Annotated in this window: 13 protein-coding genes and 2 tRNA genes; 7 read left to right on the plus strand and 8 right to left on the minus strand. The window is 57.2% G+C overall.

Annotated features, from left to right (window positions below; all coding sequences use genetic code 11):
• Window positions 1-76 precede the first annotated feature (76 nt).
• Window positions 77-1,309: an N-acetylmuramoyl-L-alanine amidase gene (locus tag HZ995_RS14430; RefSeq protein ID WP_209356361.1), complete on the minus strand. Its 1,233-nt coding sequence runs from the start codon at window positions 1,307-1,309 to the stop codon at window positions 77-79.
• Window positions 1,310-1,366: 57 nt separating this feature from the next.
• The gene (locus HZ995_RS14435) at window positions 1,367-2,518 is read right to left on the minus strand and encodes a pyridoxal phosphate-dependent aminotransferase (protein ID WP_209356362.1); all 1,152 of its coding nucleotides are present in this window, start codon (window positions 2,516-2,518) and stop codon (window positions 1,367-1,369) included.
• Here HZ995_RS14435 and HZ995_RS14440 point away from each other — a divergent pair.
• Both HZ995_RS14440 and HZ995_RS14445 read left to right on the plus strand, forming a co-directional pair.
• Window positions 2,517-3,902, plus strand: coding sequence for a M48 family metalloprotease (locus tag HZ995_RS14440; protein WP_245168677.1), 1,386 nt, complete (start codon window positions 2,517-2,519; stop codon window positions 3,900-3,902). The genes HZ995_RS14435 and HZ995_RS14440 overlap by 2 nt on opposite strands.
• An 11-nt stretch (window positions 3,903-3,913) precedes the next feature.
• Window positions 3,914-4,687, plus strand: coding sequence for a DsbA family protein (locus HZ995_RS14445; protein ID WP_245168679.1), 774 nt, complete (start codon window positions 3,914-3,916; stop codon window positions 4,685-4,687).
• Here HZ995_RS14445 and ispG read toward each other — a convergent pair whose 3' ends face one another.
• The 3 genes from ispG to hemA all read right to left on the minus strand — a co-directional run bounded on the left by ispG (window position 4,688) and on the right by hemA (window position 8,450).
• A complete protein-coding gene (gene ispG, locus HZ995_RS14450) occupies window positions 4,688-5,809 on the minus strand; it encodes a flavodoxin-dependent (E)-4-hydroxy-3-methylbut-2-enyl-diphosphate synthase (RefSeq protein ID WP_209356363.1) in 1,122 nt (373 codons plus the stop codon).
• 107 nt (window positions 5,810-5,916) lie between these two features.
• Complete coding sequence (locus HZ995_RS14455; RefSeq protein WP_209356364.1) at window positions 5,917-7,110, minus strand: helix-turn-helix domain-containing protein; 1,194 nt, start codon at window positions 7,108-7,110, stop codon at window positions 5,917-5,919.
• Between the two features lie 116 nt (window positions 7,111-7,226).
• Window positions 7,227-8,450: a 5-aminolevulinate synthase gene (hemA, locus tag HZ995_RS14460; RefSeq protein WP_209356365.1), complete on the minus strand. Its 1,224-nt coding sequence runs from the start codon at window positions 8,448-8,450 to the stop codon at window positions 7,227-7,229.
• Between the two features lie 235 nt (window positions 8,451-8,685).
• On the opposite strand from hemA, the gene HZ995_RS14465 reads away from it, so the two are divergent.
• Both HZ995_RS14465 and HZ995_RS14470 read left to right on the plus strand, forming a co-directional pair.
• The gene (locus HZ995_RS14465; RefSeq protein ID WP_209356366.1) at window positions 8,686-10,065 is read left to right on the plus strand and encodes a M20/M25/M40 family metallo-hydrolase; all 1,380 of its coding nucleotides are present in this window, start codon (window positions 8,686-8,688) and stop codon (window positions 10,063-10,065) included.
• Between the two features lie 113 nt (window positions 10,066-10,178).
• Window positions 10,179-10,268: transfer RNA gene (locus HZ995_RS14470), tRNA-Ser, on the plus strand.
• A 45-nt stretch (window positions 10,269-10,313) separates the two neighbouring features.
• On the opposite strand, the gene HZ995_RS14475 is transcribed toward HZ995_RS14470, so the two are convergent.
• The gene (locus HZ995_RS14475) at window positions 10,314-11,627 is read right to left on the minus strand and encodes an ATP-binding protein (RefSeq protein ID WP_209356367.1); all 1,314 of its coding nucleotides are present in this window, start codon (window positions 11,625-11,627) and stop codon (window positions 10,314-10,316) included.
• A gap of 39 nt (window positions 11,628-11,666) precedes the next feature.
• On the opposite strand from HZ995_RS14475, the gene HZ995_RS14480 reads away from it, so the two are divergent.
• Together HZ995_RS14480 and HZ995_RS14485 are read left to right on the plus strand one after the other, a co-directional pair.
• Window positions 11,667-12,572, plus strand: a complete 906-nt coding sequence (locus HZ995_RS14480) for an MBL fold metallo-hydrolase (protein WP_209356368.1) — start codon at window positions 11,667-11,669, stop codon at window positions 12,570-12,572.
• Window positions 12,573-12,652: 80 nt separating this feature from the next.
• Window positions 12,653-12,727: transfer RNA gene (locus HZ995_RS14485), tRNA-Asn, on the plus strand.
• A gap of 64 nt (window positions 12,728-12,791) precedes the next feature.
• Here the strand turns inward: HZ995_RS14485 and HZ995_RS14490 are convergent.
• The gene (locus HZ995_RS14490) at window positions 12,792-14,339 is read right to left on the minus strand and encodes a helicase HerA-like domain-containing protein (RefSeq protein WP_209356369.1); all 1,548 of its coding nucleotides are present in this window, start codon (window positions 14,337-14,339) and stop codon (window positions 12,792-12,794) included.
• Window positions 14,340-14,734: 395 nt separating this feature from the next.
• Here HZ995_RS14490 and HZ995_RS14495 point away from each other — a divergent pair, with 395 nt between their 5' ends.
• On the plus strand, window positions 14,735-15,289 hold the full coding sequence (locus HZ995_RS14495) for an invasion associated locus B family protein (RefSeq protein WP_245168680.1): 555 nt from the start codon (window positions 14,735-14,737) through the stop codon (window positions 15,287-15,289).
• A 2-nt stretch (window positions 15,290-15,291) separates the two neighbouring features.
• On the opposite strand, the gene HZ995_RS14500 is transcribed toward HZ995_RS14495, so the two are convergent.
• Window positions 15,292-16,500 (minus strand): beta-ketoacyl-[acyl-carrier-protein] synthase family protein, encoded by a 1,209-nt coding sequence (locus HZ995_RS14500; protein WP_209356371.1) that lies wholly within the window; start codon window positions 16,498-16,500, stop codon window positions 15,292-15,294.
• Window positions 16,501-16,505 lie beyond the last annotated feature (5 nt).

Consider the following 16,505-nt stretch of genomic DNA (forward strand, 5'->3'; position numbering starts at 1 on the left):
GTTTTGTATAGCTGTGGATGACAAAGGGGTCAAAACACAACAAGGGGAAAAATCTGCGGTTTTTCGCGTATATCAGTCAGTTGTTCGTGAGATTGCGCGCCGTTTCATCCGCAACCACCCAGGCTTGCAGCCCATCGCGAATGCCATTGGCCAGCGCCTGACGCCACGCGGGGTCGGTGATATTGGCGAGGTCTCGTTCCGACGACATAAATCCGATCTCGATCAGAACCGAGGGGATGTCGGCGGCTTTCAGAACCGAAAATCCGCCCTGACGGTAAGGATGTTTGTTCAACTCCCCAACCGCGCCCTGCATGCCCAGAACCATCGCTTTCGCCAGTCGCTCGGACCGTGGGGCGGTTTCACGGCGGGCGATATCCAAGAGGACTTCGGCCACCTGATCCTCTGTGCCCGTCAAATCGATGCCCGAGAGCACGTCCGATCGGTTGTGACGTTCCGCCAGATACTGGGACGCGGCATCGCTGGCCTCATCAGACAGGGTGTAGACCGTCGCGCCCTGCGCGTAGCCTTCGAGCACCGTGTCTGCGTGCAGCGATATGAAGATATCCGCCGCGACTTCATGGGCGATCGCTACACGACGTTCCAAAGACACAAAAGTGTCTTCTCGCCGCGTGAGAATGATCTCGAAATTGCCAGCCCGGCGCAGAGTGTCGCGCAATTCACGCGCGAACTGCAGAGTGATCTGCTTTTCCGACCACTCCCCGCGTTCAGCCCCCGGATCAATGCCGCCATGGCCCGGGTCCAAGACAATTACAGTCGGCGCCCAGTCCGGTTTCGCCTCGCGCTCTTCGCGCGTGATCGCGGCCTCGGGCAGATCCCACCTCGGATCATTGGGCGCGCCGGCTTTCGCGGCAAAGTCTTCAGCACTCGCGGCCTCCAATCCCACGGACAAAACAACTGGCCCCTGCCCGTCGCCAAGTTTCATTTCAGCGGTTTTGAGCGCCATAGGCACGCTCAGGTCCGCGACCATGCGGCTCCACCCCGGTCGATAGGCCCCAACGCGCACATCCGCGATATTCTTGGCCCGATCCAAGGCATCCGCGTTGACGCCCGTCCAATCGACCTCGCGGAAATCAATCACCAACCGGCGCGGCTCATCCAATGTGAAAATCCGCCAAGGCAGGCCTTGGGACAAAGACAGATCGATCTGAACCCCACCACGGCGCGCGTCTGTTATGGCGCTGTTAGCCACGTCCACCCGCGCCAACGCCGTGAAATCCTGCGCGAACGCAGGCGCGGCAAGGCTAACGAGGGCACATAGCCCCAGACAAAAAGATCGAAGTCTGCTCATGGTCCAACTCTTTGGTTGTTTCCAAAGAGACTACATCAGACAGGCGGCGCTGAGAACTTAAAGATGGCCGCGCTCACGCATAAATGTCTCAAACCGCGCCAGACCCTCGGCGATATCGGCGCTTGAACGCGCATAAGAGAAGCGCAGCGTGCTATGGCCGCGCTCTGGATCGAAATCCAGACCGGGGGTGACGGCGACTTTCGCCTTCGCAAGGATCTCCGCCGCAAAGGCGCGGCTGTCGTCGGTGAATTCGCTCACGTCGACATAGACATAAAAGGCCCCATCGGGCGGCGCGAATTTGGTGAAGCCAGCCTTTGGCAGCCCTTCCAGCATCAAACGCCTGTTTTCGCGGTAAACGGCCATATTGGCTTCAAGCTCGTCCGTCGCATCCATCGCGGCCAGCGCCGCGACCTGCGACACATGCGGCGCGCAGATGAACATATTTTGCGCCAGCCGTTCCACCGTGCGCACATGATCCTCAGGCACCACCATCCAGCCGATCCGCCAGCCGGTCATCGAGAAGTATTTCGAGAAGGAATTGATCACATAGCAATCGTCGGTCAACTCAAGCGCCGTGACGGCTTTGGCCTCATATTCAATGCCATGGTAGATCTCGTCACTGATGAAACTCGCACCCTTGGCATGGGTGGCGTCAATCAACGCCTGCATCGCGGACCTATCCAGCATCGTCCCCGTTGGATTGGCCGGAGAGGCCACCATCAAGCCCGCGATGTCCAGATCCGCGAAATCATCCGGCACCGGTTGCAGCCGGTTTTCAGGCGCAGAGCGTAAATCCAAGGGATTGAGCGATAAGGCTTTCAGGATCTGGCGATAGCTCGGGTAGCCCGGCGCTCCAATGGCGACGGTATCGCCTGCATCAAAGAGCGCCGTAAAGGCCAAAAGAAACGCTGCCGAGCTGCCCGAGGTCACAACGATCCGTTCGGGATTCAGATCGACGTTATACCACTCCCCATAAAGCTGCGCGATCCGCGCACGCAACGCGGGCAACCCCAAGGCCACCGTATAGCCCATGGCATCTTTCCGCATGGTCTCGGCAAGAACGCGCTGAGCGGCCTGAGGCGCGGCGGTGCCGGGCTGGCCGACCTCCATATGGATGATATGCTGTCCTGCGGCCTCTGCCTTGCGGGCGGCCTCCATGACATCCATCACAATAAAGGGATCAACGGTGCTGCGACTGGACTTACGCATGAAATTCCTCTCTGGTACGCCCATGATCTTTGAGCCTTTTCTGACCAAAGCGTCAACACGCTTGACCATCTTCGCGAGCATTTTCCTTGCGGCCTTGACCTTTGTGATGGTGACGGCCCCTGCCCGCGCGGCCACGATCATTCGCGATCCCGATATCGAGTACTCGCTGGCCCAGCTTGCCAAACCCATTCTTGCGGCGGCAGGGCTTGGCAGCAACGTGCGCGTCTTGGTGATCGACGACAACAAACTGAATGCCTTCGTGGTGGATAACCGCCACATATTCTTGCACTCAGGCCTAATCTTGAAAACCGACAACGCCGCGATGTTGCAGGCGGTGATCGCGCATGAGGCTGCCCATATCGCGAATGGCCATATCACCCGCCGGATGCAGAACTTTGGCTCTGCGCGGACAGCGGCGAGCCTTGGCAGCGTGCTTGCGGCCGTTGCGGGTGCAGCGGCAGGTAATCCTGAGCTGGGCGTTGGCCTCGCGCTGGGCGTAAACTCTTCTGCGCAAAGGAACTTTCTGGCCCATACCCGCGCTGAAGAAGCCTCTGCCGATAAATCCGCGCTGCGCTATATGAAAGCCGCGCGGGTCAATACGCAGGGCACAATTGACGTGCTGGAGCTCTTTGAAGGTCAGGAACTCCTGAATACATCGCGCCAAGACCCCTATGTGCGCAGCCACCCGCTGACCCGAGACCGGATCCGCGCCGCGAAAGCTGGCGCGCAAGCGCTTGTGCAGGACGGTGATGAGGACGCAACCGCGCAATATTGGTTTGGTCGCGCTAAGGGCAAGCTGTCGGCCTTTGAACGCCCGCCGAAATGGACAAAGCGCACGCTGAAAACCAGCCCAAGCAAAGACGTGCGCCTGATGCGCGAGGCGATCATGTATCATCGCCAATCGCAGAAATCCAAAGCCATCGCCGCGTTGGACCAAGCGATTGCCATGCGGCCCCGAGATCCGTTCCTTTATGAGCTCAAGGGTCAGATCCTGATTGAAAGCCGCGATCAGCAAGGGGCCTTGCGTGCCTATAAACGCGCGGCAGACCTGGCCCCGAACAATTCTCTTTGCCTGGGGGGCTATGGGCGCGCGCTCTTGTCCCTTAAGCGCTATAAAGAAGCGCGTGCTGTCCTTGAAAAAGCCCGCAGCATTGATTTCCGGGATTCCCGCGTGTTGCGCGATCTGGGGGCGGCCTATGCGGCGCTGGGCAATCGAGGCATGGCGGCGGTCGCGACAGCAGAACGCTATGCCTTGCAAGGCCGTATGAAAGACGCGGGCATCCATGCCAAACGCGCTGTCGGCCTTTTACCTCAAGGTTCTGCTGGCTGGCGTCGTGCGGATGATATATTGCTGGCCGCAAAGCGCGCGGCGCGAAAGAAATAACGGAGAGATACGTGAAAAACGCCCTTCTGGCCGGCCTGGCCGTTGCCACTTTGCTTTTGGCCGCTGCGGTCTATTCCACGCGTGGACAGGACGCACCGAATTTCGATCTGGCAAGCCTAAGTGCGGACGAGAAAACCGCGCTTCGCGGCGAAATTCGCGCCTATCTCTTGGACAATCCCGAAGTGATCTTCGAAGCCGTCGACATCGCGGAATCCCGTCAGGCCGAAGCGCAAGCGCAACAGGATGTGACGCTGGTGTCTGTCAACGCCGAAGACATCTTTAACGACGGCTACAGCTGGATCGGCGGCAACCCAGAGGGCGATATCACGCTGGTGGAGTTCGTCGATTACCGCTGCAGCTATTGCCGTCGTGCCCATGATGATGTGGCAGAGCTGGTCAAGACCGATGGCAACATCCGCTTGATTATGAAGGAATTTCCAATCCTTGGCGAAGATTCCCTGCGCAGCTCGCAATTCGCGATTGCGGTGAAACAGATCGCGGGAGACGACTCCTACAAAGCCGCCCATGATGCTCTGATCACCATGCGGTCGGCTGCTAACGAAGTCTCCCTCTCCCGCCTTGCCACCACGCTTGGCCTCGACGCGACCCAAATCCTTGCGCATATGAACAGCGACGCCGTACGCGAAGAGATCGCCACAACCCGCGCACTGGCACAACGCCTTCAAATCTCGGGCACACCAAGCTTTGTCATGCAAGACGAGCTTCTGCGCGGCTACGTGCCTTTGGAAGGTATGCAGCAGATGGTCGCTGGGAAACGCGGCTGATTAAGCGTCTTCTGCCTTGGCCGCCTCAAGCTCGGCGGCCTTGGTTTCGACCTGCTCGACGATGTGATCGATCATCTTGTCGTTGTCCATTTTGTGGCTTTGCTTGCCCGCCAGATAAACCATTCCCGATCCAGCCCCGCCGCCGGTAAAGCCGACATCAGTCATCAAGGCCTCACCCGGCCCGTTCACCACGCAACCGATGATCGACAGGCTCATCGGGGTTTTCACGTGCTCCAGACGTTTTTCCAGCGCCTCAACGGTTTTTATCACGTCAAAACCTTGCCGCGCGCAGCTTGGGCAAGAGATGATATTCACCCCGCGATGGCGCAGGCCCAACGATTTGAGGATCTCAAACCCGACTTTAACCTCTTCGACCGGATCCGCCGAGAGGCTCACGCGAAGCGTGTCGCCAATGCCCATCCACAAGAGTTGCCCCAGACCAATCGCAGATTTGATCGTACCAGACACAAAGCCCCCCGCCTCGGTGATCCCAAGGTGGATCGGCGCGTCGGTCGCGTCCGCCAGCATCTGATAGGCGGCTGAAGACATAAAGACGTCAGAGGCTTTCACCGAGATCTTGAACTCGTGAAAATCGTTATCTTGCAGGATCTTAATGTGGTCGAGACCAGATTCCAGCATCGCATCGGGGCAAGGCTCGCCGTATTTGTCGAGCAGATGTTTTTCGAGCGACCCACCATTCACACCAATGCGGATCGAGCAGTTATGATCCCGCGCGGCCTTGATGACTTCTTTGACGCGCGCCTCATCGCCGATGTTACCCGGGTTGATCCGTAAACAGGCAGCTCCAGCCTCTGCTGCTTCAATCCCGCGTTTATAGTGGAAATGGATATCGGCCACGATGGGCACCGGGCTCTCTCGGCAGATTTCTTTCAGCGCTTTAGAGCTGTCCACATCAGGCACCGAGACCCGCACGATGTCAGCCCCCGCATCCGCCGCCGCCAACACCTGTTTGATCGTGGCCGAGGCATCAGAGGTGATCGTATTCGTCATGGTCTGAACCGCGATCGGAGCGTCTCCGCCGACAGGCACATTGCCCACCATGATCTGACGGGACTTGCGACGCTCAATCGTGCGCCAGGGGCGGATGTGGTTCAGGGACATGGGTCAATCACTCAACGCTGTGCTCGTTGAAGCATATGTAGTCTTGCGCACGCAAAGGAGCAATGCGCGCGGGTGTGAATTTACAAAGCTTGCGTGGATTTGTCCCGTTACTCGGAAACGGTCAGCTCGCCCGGAGGCGTGATCAGCGAGGCAACACGCGCCAGTTCAGGATCCGCTGTCAAATCGGCGATCTGATAGGTCTGCGTGATCGCGTCCACATCCAACGCCACATCACGTTCGACGGTTGAGCCCTGACCTACCGGACCATAGATCTCTCCGTCGACGCGGATGTAGACATAGCCCGACATCCCCGCGACCTTCAAAACCGGTGCGGTTTCGGACGCTGGCAACAGAACTTCTCCGCCAGAATTCAGTGTGTTTTCAAACACAACCGAACCATCGGCGGCTTTGATGCTGAGCCAAGATGGACGCACCGCAAAAAGCACCACCTCAGGTGGCGTGTCTTCGACAACCTGCGGGACGGCTGGCGCTTCGGGCTGATAAAGATCCGCGGTCGCCAGAACGGTGGCTTCTGGCGTGAACGCGCCGACCGATTGCGGGTTCAGCGTGGAAATCGGCGCATCGCGCGCGACAAGGACCGGCACATCCAAGGCTTGCGGACGATACAGGCGGTCCAGATCCTGCGCAGGCGGGTTGAACACGCCCGAGGCCTCCGCCATCGAGAAGCTTTCTTCTTCGCGTGCCGAGGTCAGTGGATCCAGATCGGAAAGCACCACAGGTGTTTGCTCTACCGGAACAATGCGCACCTGTTGGATTTCATTCACAACACTGACGCCGCCATAGCCAACACCCGCGATCAACGCGAGCAGAACGAGGCTGGAGGCAATCGCACGCGGCTCAAGATTGGCCAACATGCTTTCTTTTTCGGGCAGGTACGGGCCTTTGGAGCCTTTGAACGGATCAGGATTGGCCTGAGAGATCACGGTCGCCTCAGACTTTCGCATGGTCGAGGCCTCAGCCGCCATACCATGAGCCGTCTGGAACCCGCTTTCCTGGCAGAATTTGTCGAAGGTCTCTTCCGGGTTCATGCCAAGGTAACGTGCGTAGGACCGCACATAACCAGCAATAAAGCCCGGCGTCTCGAACGCCGAGGGATCCGCATTTTCGATGGCTGATATATACGACGCGCGAATTCGCAATTCGCGCTGCACATCCAATAGCGACTTGCCTAAGGTCGCCCGTTCTCCGCGCATCAGGTCCCCAAGACTGACGTCATAGTCGTCAAAGCCTTTCGGGCCTGTGTCCACTTCAACGGTTTTGCGCTTTTTGCGCCCGATCATTGCTTTACGTGCCTCACTGCCAAAACGGGCTCGAATTTGTTACCCCGATTCGAGCTGCCCCCATTCATTGTGCCTAAGGTAACACAGTGCAACAATATTTGCGAGTTTTGTGAGATTTAGCCCGCGAGCTCGGCACGATTCAGCGCACAATGCGACCAAAGTTCGTCCATTGCGTGTACGAGTGCGTTAATTTCGCCCGGACCATGCACAGGAGACGGCGTAAAGCGCAGACGCTCGGTGCCGCGTGGAACGGTCGGGAAGTTGATCGGCTGAACGTAGATCCCATGATCCTCTAGCAGTTTGTCGCTGAGAACCTTTGTGTGGACCGGATTGCCAACCATCACCGGAACAATATGGGTGCCATGATCGATGATCGGCAGGCCCAATCCCTTGAGGCGCAGCTTCAGAACTTTGGCAGCCGCTTGGTGACGGTCGCGCAGGTCTTGGTCTTGCTTCAGATGCGCAACCGAGGCCGCAGCGCCAGCGGCGACCACAGGTGGCAGGCTTGTCGTAAAGATAAAGCCCGGCGCATAGGAGCGCACCGCGTCACACATCTTTGCGCTCGCCGCGATATAGCCGCCCTGTACACCAAAGGCTTTGCCCAAAGTGCCGTTGATAATGTCCAGACGATCGGTCAGTTGATCCCGTTCGCTAATGCCGCCGCCGCGTGGACCGTAAAGGCCAACCGCATGAACCTCATCCAGATAGGTCAGCGCACCGAATTCATCGGCCACATCACACAGCGCCTCAATCGGGCCAATGTCGCCGTCCATGGAATAGACGGATTCAAAGGCTACCAGTTTCGGCGCTTTTGGATCATCTGCGGCCATCAGCTCACGCAGATGCTCTGGGTCATTGTGACGGAACACACGCTTGGCGCCACCGTTGCGGCGGATGCCTTCAATCATAGAGGCGTGGTTCAGGTTGTCCGAATAGATAATCAGCCCTGGAAAGAGCTTAGGCAGCGTTGAAAGCGTCGCATCATTGGCGATATAGGCGCTGGTAAAGAGCAGCGCGTCTTCTTTTTGGTGAAGATCCGCCAGCTCAGCCTCGAGCCGTTTGTGATAAACTGTGGTGCCGGAAATATTCCGTGTGCCGCCAGAACCCGCGCCCGTTGCATCCAGCGCCTCATGCATCGCCTCAAGCACAACCGGATGTTGGCCCATACCCAGATAGTCATTGCCACACCAAACAGTGATTTCCTGCTTGGTGCCATCTGGCTTGTTCCAGATCGCCTTAGGGAAATGACCCTTGGTGCGTTCGATATCAATAAAGGTACGATACCGGCCTTCGTCATGAAGGTTTGTCAGGGCTTGGTCGAGCGCAGCGGAAAAATCCACGGGCTATCCTCCGATATGCTGGCTGTGCAGCTTGCGTTTCCAAGGACTTCTACGCGAAACCCGAGGCATTTTAAATAGGCATTCGTTATATAGGTATATAACTTACCAATTAATTTATACGGTGCATGGGCTTTGTCTATGCGACACATTGTAAAGCCACAGGCGTATTTGGCTAGACAGCAAGTCTTGCCTTGCTAGGGTGACGCAAACTCCAATTTTTCAAAGGTTTCGAGACATGGATCTTCAACCCGTCCTGAATAGAATTGATGCGGATATCGATGCCGCCACCGACCGCCTGCTCGATTTATTGCGCATTCCGTCGATTTCAACCGACCCGGCTTTTGCCGAGGACTGTCAAAATGCCGCGGATTGGTTGGTCAAAGATCTGACCTCTTTGGGAATCGATGCGGCCAAGCGGGAAACGCCGGGTCACCCTATGGTTGTCGGCCATATCGACGGTGCAGGGCCGCATGTTCTGTTCTATGGCCACTATGATGTGCAGCCGGTTGATCCATTAGAGCTTTGGGATTCGCCACCTTTTGAACCAGCTATTGAGGACGCTGGTGGGGTAAAACTGATCCGGGGCCGTGGGGCATCTGATGACAAAGGCCAGTTGATGACCTTTGTCGAGGCCTGCCGCGCGTGGAAGGCCGAGCATGGCGCCCTACCCTGCAAAATCACCTTCTTTTTTGAGGGCGAAGAGGAAAGCGGATCGCCGTCGCTGGTGCCTTTCATGAAAGACAATGCCGAAGAACTAAAATCCGACATCGCGCTGATCTGCGACACGGGACTGTTCCAAAGCAAGACGCCTGCGATCATCACCACTTTGCGCGGTCTCTTGGGCGAAGAACTTACCATCAAAGCCGCCGACAAGGACCTGCACTCCGGAATGTACGGCGGTCTCGCACGCAACCCAATTGCGGTACTCTCCAAGATCATTGCCGGGCTGCACGACGAAAATGGCCGCGTTACGGTGCCGGGCTTCTATGACGGGGTGCCGGAGCTGACCGACGAGATCAAAGCGCAATGGGAGGCCCTGAACTTTGATCATGGCGCGTTCCTTGGCGATGTTGATCTCTCCGAGCCCGCCGGCGAAGCAGGCCGCACGCCGCTCGAGAAACTCTGGTCACAACCGACCTGTGAACCCAACGGCATCCTCGGCGGCTATACAGGCGATGGATTCAAAACGGTTCTACCTGCACAGGCCTCTGCCAAAATCAGCTTCCGCCTTGTCGGCACTCAAGACCCGCTGAAAATCCGTGAGAACTTCCGCGCCTATGTGCAATCCATGCTGCCAAGCGACTGCACCGTAGAGTTCACGGGTCACGGGGCATCCAAAGCCTCGGCCATGTCCACGAACCATCCGGCCTTTGAACAGGCCCGCGCAGCGCTCAGCGATGAATGGCCAGAGGCGGCGGCATTTGCCGGATGCGGCGGCTCTATCCCGATTGCCGGGCATTTCAAAACGATTCTGGGCACCGATGCGATGTTGATTGGCTTTGCAAAGGACGACGACCAAATCCACTCGCCCAACGAAAAATACGATGTCGAGAGCTTCCATAAAGGCATCCGCAGCTGGGCGCGCATCCTGCATGCGATGACCAAAGACGCCTAAGCCCTGATTTTTCTAGCGAATTCGCTGATCAAACCGCAGGGGCAAAAAACTTTTCATTCCGAGTGTTTTGCCCCTTGCACCCCCTGACCGCTTTTGGCTAAACAGCGCCTCACGGAGAGGTGGCCGAGTGGTCGAAGGCGCACGCCTGGAAAGTGTGTAGGCGGGAAACCGTCTCCAGGGTTCGAATCCCTGTCTCTCCGCCACTATCCCGAGAGATTGTGATAAACGACATGCGGCTCCCGCCTGTGCTATTTCACTAGCACAATATCGGCCAGAAGCCCGCCGAGGTCCTGACTGTGACCCAGCACCAAACGCCCGCCGTGCGCACGGGCAGCATCGGCTGTAATCGACAGGCCTAGACCGACACCACTGACTTTGTTCTGATTGCGCGCCGCGTCCAGTCGGGCAAAAGGCTTCACGGCCTCTTCACGCAGATCCTCAGGGATGCCGGGACCATCATCTTCGACTCGGATCTTGATCTGTTTCTCGCCTTCAATCAGACTCACCCGCGCCCGCGTGCCATAACGCACTGCATTGTTGATCAGGTTCTCCACCGCGCGTTGGATCGCCACGCGCCTGATCGAGAGCCGCATTTCACCCGAAATAGGCTCCAATGAGACATCCGCCCCATGGGTCGCTGCAAGGTCGACAATGGTGCGCACGAACGGTCCCAAGTCGGTCGATTCCGCATCTCCTTCGGCTGCGTCTTTGGCAAAGGTTAGAAATTCATCCAACATCCGTTGCATGTCTTCAACGTCGCGCTCAAGCGGTTCGCGTTCATCCTCCTCCAGCATACTCAACCCCAGGCGCAACCGCGTCAGCGGCGTGCGTAGGTCGTGACTGACGCCAGAAAGCATCAAGGTGCGCTGCTCTAGATGGCGTTCAATCCGCGCCCGCATATCGAGAAAAGTCTGTCCAGCCGCACGAATTTCCGAGGCACCTTCTGGTTTGTAACTTAACTTTCGCCCTCGGCCGAAAGCCTCTGCTGCCGTCGCAAGCCGAGTGATCGGACGCAATTGATTTCTCAGATAGATGAATGAAATCAATGTCATAAGTCCGCCGAAGAAGACCATATTAACCAACAGCTGGTGCGGATTAGAGGCCGACACTCGTCCGCGTGCAAAGTCAAAGCGAAGGATGCCCAGTGACGTTTCAATCAAAACCCTCACAAAGCGATCATCCGGCAACTGAACCGCATACACGCCCGGAACTCGGTTCTTCAATTCACGCGTCACGATGATACCCGAGAAATCAAACCACCGCCGCAAAGACCCGCTGATAGCACCAACATCAAAGGCAACATTCAGATCCAACCCCTGCGTGAGTTCTCGCGTCCCAACCAAGGCTGCTGTCGGCGTGTCATAGGCGTTCATCTCATCCAAAACGAGGTTCAATTCGCGCACCAGATTGCCGGTAAGCTGCTCCGTCACCCCTTCGAAGTGACGTTGGATAAACACAACCGAGACCACCAATTGCAGCGTCACCACGGGCAGAATCAGAATTAACGCTGCGCGCCCATAGATCCCGCGGGGCATGTATCGTTTGAGCCAATCGAAATTCATGGCTAGAACCATGCACATAGACGTGCCGAAAGGAAAGAGATGACTGACGCCAAAGCCCCTGAAGTCGGGATCGCCCAAGAGCTGGACCCCGGCCTGCGCAGAATTCTGGCGCCGAACCCCTCGCCGATGACCTATTGGGGCACCAATACTTATCTGCTGGGACACTCAGAAATCACCGTCATCGACCCCGGCCCTGCCGATCCTCGCCATTTGGATGCGATTTTGGCCTCTTTAGAGGCGGGGCAGAAAGTCGCGAAAATCGTCGTCACACACGCGCATCTGGACCATTCGCCGCTGGCCTCGATGCTGTCAGATCGCACAGGCGCGCCAATCTATGCCTTTGGAGATCATTTGGAAGGTCGTAGCGAGATCATGCAGAAACTCTCGGCTCAGGGATTTCTGGGCGGCGGCGAAGGCGTCGATGCCGCGTTCAAGCCTGATGTGTTGGTCGCCAACGGCGATCAGATCGGCATCGAAGACGGCCAGCTCGAGGTCCTCCATACCCCGGGCCATTTCGGCAATCACATCAGCATCGCGTGGGATGACATCTGTTTCACCGGAGACCACGTCATGGGCTGGGCCTCCTCACTGGTATCGCCCCCAGACGGAGACCTCACCGACTTTATGGCCTCCTGCGATCTCTTGGCCGCGCGCCAATGGCGCCGGTTTCACGCAGGCCATGGCGCGCCGATTGAGGATCCCAATGGCCGCCTGACCTGGTTGATCACGCACCGGAAGGGTCGCGAAAAAGAGATCCTCGAGACCCTGTCCAAAGCACCCGACACCGCCGAAGGACTGGCGCGCAAGATCTATACCGATGTGAACCCGGCGCTCTTGCCGGCTGCTGCCCGAAATGTCTTTGCACACCTCGTTGACCTGACAGGACGCGGCTTGGCGAAACCGACCCAAGATATTGAATTTACGTCACCTTTCGAGATCATTTAAAAAATCTGAGGCAAAAACGAAAAAAATGTAACACCCCCTCTGGACGCCGGAAAATCTTATAGCTATACGGTCCCACATGTTCCGGCGTAGCTCAGCGGTAGAGCAGTTGACTGTTAATCAATTGGTCGTAGGTTCGATCCCTACCGCCGGAGCCAAACTCTCCTAAACGATGCGAGACTTTGGTGTTTGTTCGAAAGGACAAACGCAAAGGGCGCTGCTTTAGCGCCCCTTAAACAATCCCCCCAAAAGCCCCCGCACGATGCGACGCCCGGTGGTTCCGGTCAGTTCTTTGACTACCATGCGTTTCATCTCATAGCCGATGTCGATGTCTTTGCGGCTGCGCATCCGGCGCGAGGTGGAACGGCCGGCGCGACCACCGGAAAACGCCGCGCGGTAGAAAAATTCTCGTTCCGCGACTGACATCTCCTCTTCACGCGCTTCCTCCGCTTCTGCGGCTTTTGCTGCGGCTTCGGCACGCGCTTGAAGTATCTCGTAGGCAGACTTGCGGTCCAGCGTCGTTTGATATTTCGCGGCTAGGTCAGAGCCAGCGATCAGTGCCTTGCGCGTCGCTTTGCCCAAAGGCCCGAGTTTCGAAGACGGCGGCCGGATCAAAGTGCGCTCCACAACACCCGGCACGCCCTTTTTCATCAGCATCGAGGTCACGGCCTCGCCGACGCCGACCTCTTTGATCGCCTCTTCCGTCGAAAACCGAGGATTGTCGCGATAGGTCTCGGCTGCCAGTCGCAGGTTCTTGCGATCCCGCGCAGTAAAGGCGCGCAGGGCGTGTTGAACGCGATTCCCCAACTGACCGAGGATGTCCTCAGGGACGTCCGCAGGGTTCTGCGTGATGAAATAGACGCCAACGCCTTTGGACCGGATCAGCCGCGCCACCTGCTCGACTTTATCCACCAAGGCTTTAGGCGCGTCTTCAAAGAGCAAATGCGCCTCATCAAAGAAGAACACGAGCTTTGGTTTGTCAGGATCCCCAACCTCGGGCAGCTCTTCGAAGAGTTCAGACAACAGCCACAAAAGAAAGGTCGCATAGAGCCGCGGTGACGCCATAAGTTTGTCGGCAGCCAGAATGTTGATCATCCCTTTGCCTTCTGCATCGGTCCGCATGATGTCCGACAACTCAAGCGCAGGTTCGCCAAAGAACTGCGTGGCCCCCTGGTTTTCCAACACCATCAAGCGGCGCTGGATGGCTCCAATCGATTGAACCGAGATATTACCGTAGCGCAGAGCCAAATCTGCGCGGTTTTCCCCGACCCAGACCAGAAGAGCCTGTAGATCCTTTAGATCCAAAAGCGGCAGGCCTTCTTCATCTGCCAGACGGAAGGCAATGTTCAGGATACCCTCTTGCGCCTCAGAGAGTTCCAAAAGCCGACTGACCAACAAGGGGCCCATTTCAGCAACAGTTGTGCGGACAGGATGGCCCTGATCACCAAAGAGATCCCAGAACGTCACCGGACAGGCGTGGTAGCTGTAATCGTCAAACCCAATCGTCTCTGCCCGCGATGTAAAGGCCTCGTGCAACTTGAAGCCCTCACTGCCGGCTTGGGCCAATCCGGACAGATCGCCTTTGACGTCAGACAGAAAGACAGGCACGCCTGCGTTGGAGAATCCTTCGGCCAGGATCTGCAGTGTCACGGTCTTACCTGTCCCTGTGGCTCCGGCAATCAGGCCGTGTCTGTTGGCATATTTCAGGTTCAAAAACTGCTTTTCGCCATAGCCCTCGCCACCGCCGCCAATAAAGATACCTTTGTCCACGAAACACCCTCGCCAAATACCGCCTCTAAACCCTAGGCTATCTCCATAAAATCGCAACGCTTTGGCCAAATACAGTGGGAATTTTTGTGCGAGCGCAGCAATTTACGATATATTCAGCTTAATGAATAAAGACCGTTCACTTTTTCCAGAGAGCCTGTTGACGTGCGAGAAAATACAACGTAGCGTCCAGCCCATAAATAAGTCGGCCAGTCCGACGGGGAGTGTACGAATTGAAGGGGGCTTGCGGGCCCCCTTCTTCTTTTTTGCGCATTGTTTCAGCGAGTTAACCATTGGCAGGATGCCGCTTGGGATTGTTCTCAAACTGGAATTCAACCCTGACAGGAGACGCGCATCGTGCTATGCCCGCAAAAGACAAAACATCTTTGGATAATAACGTGAAAAAGCTATTCTCCTTAACGGCGAGCGCCCTTGTTGCACTGTCAACCTCTGCGTTTGCACAGGAAACCACAGGTGATCAGGGGTTGAGCCTTGGCACACCTGCCGCCCCGACGGTCACGCAAGAGGTGATTGGGGATTGGACCCTAAATTGTCGCTCTAACGGCGAACGCGAATCCTGCGAACTGTTCCAATTGCTGACCCAAGCAGATGGTGCTCCGGCAGTTGCTGTGACGCTTTTCCCGGTCGCTGGACAAGGCCAGGCGGTGGCGGGTGCCAATATGATTGCGCCGTTGGAAACGCTTTTGACCGCGCAGCTCTCCATTGCTGTGGATGAGAACCTGCCCCGCGTTTACCCCTTCGCGTTTTGCAACGCGAATGGCTGCCTCTCGCGGGTTGGCCTCACCCAAGAAGACCTCGACAGCTATAAAGCCGGCGGAGCGGCCACGATTTCTATCGTGCCAGCCGCGCAACCTGACCGTTTGGTACAGGTGCAGATGTCTTTGAAAGGCTTCACCAAGGCCTTCGACACGGCGATGTCAAAACTGCAATAAGCTTAGACTGAACGCAGGGCCAAAACTGCGTTCAGACCGCCAAAGGCGAAGGCATTGGACAAGGCTACATCAACCTTCGCCTCGCGCGCCTCATTAGGCACCACATCCAACGCACATTCGGGATCTGGCTCCTCATAATTGATGGTTGGCGCAATGACGCCGTCTTTCAGAGCCATGATACAAGCCAAAAGCTCGACCGCTCCGGTGCCGCCAATCAGGTGGCCGTGCATGGATTTTGTCGAGCTGATCATCAGATTGTTGGCGTGTTGGCCAAAGACATCCGCCACAGCGGCGCACTCGGTTTTGTCATTGGCTGCCGTGCCTGTGCCATGGGCGTTGATATAGCCCACCGTGTCTGGTGCGATCTTTGCGTCCGCCATCGCGCCCGAAATCGCCCGCGCTGCACCGCGTTTTGAGGGCATGACGATATCGCTGGCGTCCGACGTCATGGCAAAGCCCGCCACTTCGGCCAGGATCTCAGCCCCGCGCGCTTTGGCGTGTTCATATTCCTCAAACACGAAGATCCCAGCGCCTTCGCCCTGCACCATGCCATTGCGGTTGGCAGAAAACGGGCGACAGGCGTCCTTGGACATGACGCGCAGGCCTTCCCAGGCCTTGACGCCTCCGAAGCAGAGCATCGATTCCGAGCCTCCGGTGATCATCACAGGCGCAAGACCGCCATGCACCATCTGAAAGGCCGTGCTCATCGCGTGGTTCGAGCTGGCGCAAGCCGACGCGACGGTGAAACTCGGCCCCTTGAGGTTAAACTCCATGCTCACATGGCTCGCCGCCGCGTTGTTCATGAGTTTTGGCACTACGAAAGGATGCACCCGGTTTTTACCATCCTCATAGACCGTGCGGTAATTGTCATCGAGCGTGGTCATACCACCACCCGAGTTGCCCAAAACAACGCCAGAACGGGCCGAGAGTTCGTCACTAAACTCAAGCCCCGCTTGGGAAATTGCCTCACGCGCTGCAATCAGAGTGAACTGTGTGAAGCGGTCAAACAGGGACATCTGCTGACGATTGAACAGACCCTCAGGATCAAACCCTTTCACCTGAGCGCCGATCTTGACCGCCAGACGGTCCACGTCCCGCATCTCTAGCGCGCCAATCCCGCAGCGCCCTTCCCGCATCGCTTCCAGAGTTTGTGCAACATTGTGGCCAAGGGCGTTGATCGTCCCTGCCCCGGTAATAACGACGCGTTTCATTGTGG

It is taken from the genome of Cognatishimia activa (genome assembly GCF_017798205.1).
GTDB classification, from domain to species: Bacteria; Pseudomonadota; Alphaproteobacteria; order Rhodobacterales; family Rhodobacteraceae; genus Cognatishimia; species Cognatishimia activa_A.

Bases quoted from the DNA above. Each gene is read 5' to 3' on its own strand.
- HZ995_RS14465 (WP_209356366.1), top strand. From the start codon at position 8,686: ATGGATCTTCAACCCGTCCTGAATAGAATTGATGCGGATATCGATGCC.
- HZ995_RS14480 (WP_209356368.1), top strand. From the start codon at position 11,667: ATGACTGACGCCAAAGCCCCTGAAGTCGGGATCGCCCAAGAGCTGGAC.
- ispG (WP_209356363.1), bottom strand. From the start codon at position 5,809: ATGTCCCTGAACCACATCCGCCCCTGGCGCACGATTGAGCGTCGCAAG.
- HZ995_RS14430 (WP_209356361.1), bottom strand. From the start codon at position 1,309: ATGAGCAGACTTCGATCTTTTTGTCTGGGGCTATGTGCCCTCGTTAGC.
- HZ995_RS14435 (WP_209356362.1), bottom strand. From the start codon at position 2,518: ATGCGTAAGTCCAGTCGCAGCACCGTTGATCCCTTTATTGTGATGGAT.
- HZ995_RS14455 (WP_209356364.1), bottom strand. From the start codon at position 7,110: ATGATCGGGCGCAAAAAGCGCAAAACCGTTGAAGTGGACACAGGCCCG.
- HZ995_RS14440 (WP_245168677.1), top strand. From the start codon at position 2,517: ATGAAATTCCTCTCTGGTACGCCCATGATCTTTGAGCCTTTTCTGACC.
- HZ995_RS14475 (WP_209356367.1), bottom strand. From the start codon at position 11,627: ATGAATTTCGATTGGCTCAAACGATACATGCCCCGCGGGATCTATGGG.
- HZ995_RS14500 (WP_209356371.1), bottom strand. From the start codon at position 16,500: ATGAAACGCGTCGTTATTACCGGGGCAGGGACGATCAACGCCCTTGGC.